The following is a 7,116-nucleotide window of genomic DNA, read 5'->3' on the forward strand; positions in this document are numbered from 1 at the left end:
GCGGAGATGGACGAGCCCTGGATCGAGGCGACGATCCTCACGCCCGACGAATATCTCGGCAGCGTGCTGAAGCTGTGTCAGGACCGCCGCGGCGTTCAGAAGGAGCTGACGTATGTCGGCTCGCGCGCGATGGTGAAGTACGAGTTGCCGCTCAACGAGGTGGTGTTCGATTTTTACGATCGGCTGAAGTCGGTGTCGAAGGGCTACGCCTCGTTCGACTATCACCTGACCGATTACAAGGAGGCCGACCTCGTCAAGATGCAGATCCTGGTCAACGCCGAGCCGGTCGACGCACTGGCGATGCTGGTGCACCGGACCCGCGCCGAAGGCCGCGGCCGCGCCATGGTCGAGAAGATGAAGGAACTGATCCCGCCGCATATGTTCCAGATTCCGATCCAGGCGGCGATCGGCGGCAAGGTGATCGCGCGCGAGACCGTGCGCGCGCTGCGCAAGGACGTCACCGCGAAATGCTACGGCGGCGACATCACGCGCAAGCGAAAGCTTCTGGAGAAGCAGAAGGAAGGCAAGAAGAAGATGCGGCAGTTCGGCAAGGTCGACATCCCGCAGGAAGCCTTCATTGCCGCGCTGAAGGTGGACAGCTGAGGCCACCGTCATTCCGGCAAGCGAGCGAAGCCGGAGTCCATCTCTCCCAATATCATTGTCTCGCGAGGATTCCGGGTTCGGCCTGCGGGCGCCTCGGAATGACGGCGGTGGCCCGCGCATACCGGGGTCACGAGCCGCCGGCTTGCCCTTCCACGCCAGATAGCCCACCATCACCTCGCGCAATCGAACAAGACCACAAGCGCAGAGGAAACGCATGCTCAGAACCTCCCGGTTCGACTATGGCTGGATCGTCGTCGGCGCGGGCGCGCTGATGACCTGTGTCGGCTTCGGCTCGATGCTGTCGCTCGCCGTGTTCCTGCAGCCGATCTCGGAGGCGATGGGCTGGTCGCGCGCCGGCGTGTCGGCGGCGGCGACGCTGGATTTCCTCTGCATGGCCGTGGCCGCGTTCCTGTGGGGGACGCTGTCCGACCGCTTCGGCACCCGCATCGTGGTATTGGCCGGCAGCCTCCTGCTCGGCCTCGGTCTCGTCACCGCGAGCCGGGCGCAAACCCTCTGGCAATTCCAGCTCTGTTTCGGCGGATTGATCGGGATCGCCGCCGGCAGCTTCTATGCCCCGATGATGGCGCTGGCGAGCGCCTGGATCGAGAAGAACAGAAGCCTCGCGGTGGCCCTGGTGTCCGCCGGCATGGGCGTCGCGCCGGTGACGGTGGCGCCGTCCGCGAGCTGGCTGATTGCGACCTATGACTGGCGCCTGGCGATGCTGGTCATCGGCATCGCGGCCTGGGCGCTGCTGATCCCGGCCTCGTTGCTGGTGCGCCCGGCGCCGCACCGCACCGATGCCGCCGCCGCGAACGCCGCTGCCCCACCCGAGACGGAATGGACCGCGGCGCAGGCGCTGCGCACGCCGCAATTCATCACGCTGGCGCTGGCGCATTTCGGCTGCTGCGCGGCGCATTCCGGGCCGATCTTCCACATGGTCTCCTACGCCATGATCTGCGGCATCGCGCCCCTGACCGCCGTCACCGTCTACAGCCTCGCCGGCTTCTCCGGGCTCGGCGGGCGTCTCCTGCTCGGCGCGCTGGCGGATCGGATCGGCGCCAAGCCGGTGCTGGTCGGCGGCCTCCTGGTGCAGGCGCTGTGCATCGCGACCTACCTCGCAGTCTACCGGCTCGGCGAGTTCTACGCGTTGTCGGTGGTGTTCGGGCTCGCCTATGGCGGAGTGATGCCGCTCTACGCCGTGCTGGTGCGCGAGTTCTTCGGCGCGCGCATCATGGGCACGGTGTTCGGCGCGGTCTCCGCCTTCGCGAGTCTCGGCATGGCGCTCGGGCCATGGGCCGGCGGTCTCGTGTTCGACACCTTCCACGGATACACGTGGCTACATGCCGGTTCCTTCGCGATCGGGCTTGCGGCGGTGGCGGTGGCCCTGAGCTTCCCGTCCAGGCGCCGGCCCTCGCTCGAACTCGGCCGCGCCGCGGCGTAAGCGGCGAACGAGGCTTGATCGCGGGCTGCGAATGCGCCACGATGCCCATCAATTGATCGATCGATAAACAAGAAGGGCGAAAGAACCCGATGAACAAGCCCGCAGATCTTGGTCTCGTCGAGCGCGCCCGCGCGCTGCAGCCGCTGATCGCCCGCGAGGCCGATGCGATCGAGCGGACGCGGCGCCTCACCGAGCCGGTCGTCTCCGCGCTGATCGAGAACGGTCTCTACCGTTCGCTGCTGCCGCAGAGCCTCGGCGGCGCCGAGGCGCCGCTCGAAACGTTCATGCAGATGCAGGAGGAGATCGCCAAAGCGGATGCTTCGACGGCCTGGTGCCTCGGCCAATGCAGCGTCTGCGCCATGACCGCGGCCTATCTCGATCGTGATGCCGCGGAGGAGATCTTCAATACGCCGCCCGGCATCCTGGCCTGGGGCGCGATCGCCCATGAGGTGAAGGCCGTGCCCGGCGGCTATCTCGCCCATGCGCGCTGGGATTTCGCCTCCGGCGCGCGGCAGGCGAGCTGGCTCGGCGCACATGTGCGGATCGTCGAAGCCGACGGCGCCCCGCGGAAGAAGAAGGACGGCGCGCCGGAGATCCGCACCATCCTGTTCCCGATCACCAGCGCCACGATGTACGACGTCTGGGACGTGATCGGGCTGAAGGGCACCGGCACCGATTCCTATTCGGTCGACAACCTCTTCATCCCCGAGAAATTCTCGGCATTGCGCGACGATCCGGCCGCGCTGCGCGAGCCGGGCCCGCTCTACAGGCTCACCACCAACATGGTGTTCAGCATGGGCTTCGCCGCGACCTCGCTCGGCGTTGCCCGCGCCACCCTCGACGCCGCGACCGAACTGGCGCGCACCAAGCTGCCGCAGGGCCTCTCGGCGATGCGCGAGAACAACGCGGTGCAGGGCCTGATCGGCCGCACCGAGGCGGGCTTGCGCGCCGCGCGCGCCTATCTCTATGCGACGGCGGCCGAGGTGTGGCGCGACCTCGAGCGCGGCGCCGCGGTCAGCGAGGCGCATCGCATCGCGATCCGCATCGCCGCGACTTGGACCATCCATCAATCGGCGTCCGTGGTCGACACCGCCTATCACATGGCCGGCGCCACCGCGGTGTTCGCTGCCAACCCGTTCGAGCGGCGTTTCCGCGACATGCACGCGATCGCGCAGCAGATCCAGGCGCGCGACACGCATTACGAGGATGCCGGGCGCGCCATCCTTTCCGCCAAACTGCAGACGCCGCCGACGGCACGGTGAGACGCGGAAATCCTCCGTAGAAATACCGTCAGCGAGAATGCCATTTCGTTAAGTCGATTCTGGGATTCTTCCGGCATCTCCTGCCGCGAGAAAACCGGAACAAGACATGCTGAAACTGCGTTCGATCGCCGCCCGCCTCATTCTCGCCATCTCGCTCACCGTCGCGGTCGCCTGCGGCATCCTCGGGACTTTCTCGATCCTGCAACAGCGCTCACTGACACGGCTCGCGCTGGAGCAGCAGCTCAAGCTGCAATATGACAGCATCATCGCCGCCATCGACTATGAGGGGCGCGCGGCGCTTGCCGTATCTTCCGTCGTCTCCTCATTGAAATCCGTCAGCGATGCCGTCGAACACGACGATCGCGAGGGACTGCTCGCCCTGCTCGCCGACACCCACAAGGCGCTCAAGGCGCAGGGCATGCCGCTGATGACCTTCGAGAGGCCGCCGGCACTGGTGTTCGCGCGCATCCATCAACCGAAGATCTTTGGCGACGACATTTCCCCGCGCCGCGCGACCGTGGTGGAGGCGACCAGGGACGGCAAGCAGATCGCAGGCGTCGAGCCCGGACTCGAGGCGCTCAGCATTTTCGGCATGACGCCGGTCGTGCGCGACGGCAAGAGCCTCTTCAACGTCGATGTCGGCGTGACCTTCGGCAAGGAGTTCGTCGATCGCGCCAAGCAGCGTTTCGGCATCGATCTCGCCGTGTACTCGTACGACGGCAAAGCCTTCAGGCGCCTTTCCTCCACCTTCGGCGACGAGCTCGTCGCACGTCCCGAGGAATTGAAGGACGTGGTCGACGGCAGCCCGCTGCGTCGCGACGCGGCATTGGCCGGCCATCCAGCGGCCGTCTATGTCGGGCAGATCAAGAACTATACCGGCAAGCCGGTCGGCGTCGTCGAGATCGTCAAGGATACGACCGCCTATGAGGCGGCCGCTGCGAGCTCGCAGCGCAACCTGATCTTCGGCACCCTGGCCATTCTCGCCGTCGCCGCGCTGCTGGCGTTCCTGCTGGGACGCGGCATCTCGCGGCCGCTGGTTGCGATCACCGCCGTGATGAATCGCCTTTCCAGCGGCGACACCGCCGTCACGATTCCCGGCGGTGAGCGCTCCGACGAACTCGGCACCATGGCCCGGGCCGTCGACGTGTTCCACCGCAACATGATCGAGACGCAGTCGCTGCGCGAATCGCAGCAGGCCGCCCAGCACAAGGCGGAGCTGGAGAAGCAGGCATTGCAGCGCCAGATGGCCGATCGCTTCGAGGCCGACGTCAAGGGCGTGGTCGCCGCCGTCGCCAGGGCGACCGAGGACATGCAGCGCGTCGCCGGTGAGATCACCACCTCCGTCAACGGCACCTCGCAACGCACCACGGCCGCCGCGGCGGCCTCGGAGGAAGCCTCCGCCAGCGTCAACACGGTTGCCGCCGCGACCGAGGAGCTGGCCTCGTCGGTGACGGAGATCGGCCGCCAGGTCGGCCACTCCTCGAAGGTCGCCGACGGCGCCGTCACCAAGGCCGAGCAGACTACGGCGATGGTCGGCAGCCTCGCCGCCGCCGCGGAGAAGATCGGCGACGTGCTGCGTCTGATCGACGCCATCGCGAGCCAGACCAACCTGCTGGCGCTCAATGCCACCATCGAGGCCGCGCGCGCGGGCGACGCCGGCCGCGGCTTCGCCGTGGTCGCGGCGGAAGTGAAGGAACTCGCCAGTCAGACCGCGAAGGCCACCGAGGAGATCGCGGGCCAGGTCACTTCGATCCAATCCGCCACCTCCGATTGCGTCGCCGCGATCGGTGGGATCAGCCAGACCATCCGCGAGATCAGCGGCATCGCGACCACGATCGCAGCCGCGGTCGAGCAGCAGGATTCGTCGACCCGCGAGATCGCCCGCAGCGTGCAGCAGGCCGCGGCCGGCACCGGCGAGGTGTCGCAGAACGTGATCGGCGCGAGCCAGGCCGCCGAGCAGTCGCGCCGACTGGCCGACAATGTGATGGTCGCTTCCGGCGAACTGAACCAGCAGGCCAGCGCGCTCTTCAGCAGCGTCGACACCTTCCTGGCGAGCCTGCGCAGCGCGGCCTGACCCGGATCTTGGCCGACCTTCCGCGCGGGCAGGAACCGCGCCGCGCGGCGCGCGTTGCGAGCTTTGCCAACCGCATCAGCCAAGGGAGATCCGACCATGCCGCGCGGCGACAAGTCAGGCTATACCGACAAGCAGAAGCGCCAGGCCGAACACATCGAGGACAGCTACGAGGAGCGCGGCGTCGGCGAGAAGGAGGCCGAGCGGCGCGCCTGGGCCACCGTCAACAAGGAGACCGGCGGCGGCAAGAAGAGCGGCTCGGGGCGCGGCATGCCCGAGAACCACGCGCCGTCGCGGCGTGGCGGCAAGCTCGGCGGCGAAGCCTCCGCCAGCAGGCCGGCCGCGGAACGGTCGCGCTCGGCCAAGAAGGCCGCGGCCTCCCGCAAGCGGCAGGCGACCAAGCGCTCCGCCACGTCGAAGCGCGCGGCCAAGAAATAGCGTTTCGCGCAAACCTGATCTAGGCTGCCCGCAGGATCGACAATTGCAGGCAGCCATGACACGCCCATCCCAAAGGCCGAAGGCGACGACGCCGGCGAGACGCCGCGCCGGTCGGCCCGACCCCGCGGTGACGGCGGCGTTCGACGCCTGCCCCAGGCCGGTCAAGGCGAGACTGCTGGCGCTGCGGCGGCTGATCCTCGACACCGCGGGCCAAACCGACGGCGTCGGTGCGATCGAGGAAGCGCTGAAATGGGGACAGGTGAGCTATCTCACCAGCGAAAGCAGGAGCGGCAGCACGATCCGGATCGACCAGGTCAAGTCGACCGCCGGCCGGACCGCGGTGTATTTCCACTGCCAGACCAACCTGGTCGAGACTTTCCGCGAGCTCTATCCGCACCTGCGCTACGGCGGCAACCGCAGCATCCTGCTCGACGCGAACGACGAGCTCCCCGAAGCCGAGCTGCGCCACTGCGTGGCGCTGGCACTGACCTATCATCTCAACAAGCTCAAGCCGCGCTCCGACAATTCGTAGGATGGGCCGATTCTACCGCGTCACCAAAGCCGCCCAGCGCTCGCATGCCGCTCGAGAATCAACCCGAGTCGATTTCGGCGGCCGCCCACAGCCGGAGAAAGGCGCTGCGGTAAAACCGAAATTGTCGAGTGAATCCAAACGGATGCGCATCCCACGATAGGCTTCCGCAAGAAACCACTTCCATTTTCCCGAAATAGATGCTATTTGAGGCCGTCCCGCCTCCATCGGAGGGGCGCTTCGCGATCGTCACGGACGTGGGAGGCGGGATGCGGTGGACGCGATGTTGCTGCGAGACGAGCAGCATGTTGCGGACGGCGAAATCGTGTGGTCCTGGCGCCGCGACGCTGGCGTCAAGCTTGCAAGCGATGATCTTGCGAGTGACGGGGGCAAGAAAGCCCGCTCCCCGGGGAGAGCACGTATAAGCCGTAACCCATCGCGCAGGGAAGGCCGGTTGCTCCGGCTCGTACCTGTGGTGACTGCCGCCTGCGTTTCTTGTTGCAGGCGGGCCATGGGTGCGACCGGCACCCGGCCTTCCCTGCGCCCTCCTGCTTTTCAGGGCGCGATGCTTGGCACGACTCGGGCGATTCCCGTCGCGAGAATGCGGACGTATGTGCGGGATCGTAGGGTGGGCTAAGCGGCCACATGAACCATGCTTGCCATGCCAAGATAAAAGCGTGCCCACCATTTGCGAGCGACTGCGGAGAGAATGGTGGGCACGCTTCGCCCGCGCTCTTGCGAGCGCTGGCGAAGCTTAGCCCACCCTACAACT

General features: G+C 67.1%; 5 protein-coding genes and 1 pseudogene. All 6 read left to right on the forward strand.

What is annotated here, in order from left to right; genetic code table 11:
- A pseudogene (locus JOY90_RS05450) lies at window positions 1-603 on the forward strand (elongation factor 4); the annotation flags it as partial.
- Window positions 604-817: 214 nt separating this feature from the next.
- The gene (locus JOY90_RS05455; RefSeq protein WP_291690128.1) at window positions 818-2,044 is read left to right on the forward strand and encodes an MFS transporter; all 1,227 of its coding nucleotides are present in this window, start codon (window positions 818-820) and stop codon (window positions 2,042-2,044) included.
- 89 nt (window positions 2,045-2,133) lie between these two features.
- Complete coding sequence (locus tag JOY90_RS05460; RefSeq protein ID WP_291690129.1) at window positions 2,134-3,306, forward strand: acyl-CoA dehydrogenase family protein; 1,173 nt, start codon at window positions 2,134-2,136, stop codon at window positions 3,304-3,306.
- Window positions 3,307-3,412: 106 nt separating this feature from the next.
- A complete protein-coding gene (locus JOY90_RS05465; RefSeq protein WP_291690130.1) occupies window positions 3,413-5,380 on the forward strand; it encodes a methyl-accepting chemotaxis protein in 1,968 nt (655 codons plus the stop codon).
- A 96-nt stretch (window positions 5,381-5,476) separates the two neighbouring features.
- Window positions 5,477-5,815 carry a plasmid stabilization protein gene (locus JOY90_RS05470; RefSeq protein WP_291690131.1) on the forward strand — a complete coding sequence of 113 codons (339 nt, stop codon included), beginning with the start codon at window positions 5,477-5,479 and terminating at the stop codon, window positions 5,813-5,815.
- Window positions 5,816-5,870: 55 nt separating this feature from the next.
- Window positions 5,871-6,347, forward strand: coding sequence for a DUF1801 domain-containing protein (locus tag JOY90_RS05475; protein ID WP_291690132.1), 477 nt, complete (start codon window positions 5,871-5,873; stop codon window positions 6,345-6,347).
- The last annotated feature ends 769 nt before the right edge of the window (window positions 6,348-7,116 follow it).

Origin of the sequence: Bradyrhizobium sp., from assembly GCF_019242285.1 — a bacterium.
In the GTDB taxonomy this organism is placed as follows: Bacteria; Pseudomonadota; Alphaproteobacteria; order Rhizobiales; family Xanthobacteraceae; genus Bradyrhizobium.

What these genes read in the sequence shown, in the direction of transcription:
- JOY90_RS05455 (WP_291690128.1), top strand. Translation starts at nt 818, where the DNA reads ATGCTCAGAACCTCCCGGTTCGACTATGGCTGGATCGTCGTCGGCGCG.
- JOY90_RS05460 (WP_291690129.1), top strand. Translation starts at nt 2,134, where the DNA reads ATGAACAAGCCCGCAGATCTTGGTCTCGTCGAGCGCGCCCGCGCGCTG.
- JOY90_RS05465 (WP_291690130.1), top strand. Translation starts at nt 3,413, where the DNA reads ATGCTGAAACTGCGTTCGATCGCCGCCCGCCTCATTCTCGCCATCTCG.
- JOY90_RS05470 (WP_291690131.1), top strand. Translation starts at nt 5,477, where the DNA reads ATGCCGCGCGGCGACAAGTCAGGCTATACCGACAAGCAGAAGCGCCAG.
- JOY90_RS05475 (WP_291690132.1), top strand. Translation starts at nt 5,871, where the DNA reads ATGACACGCCCATCCCAAAGGCCGAAGGCGACGACGCCGGCGAGACGC.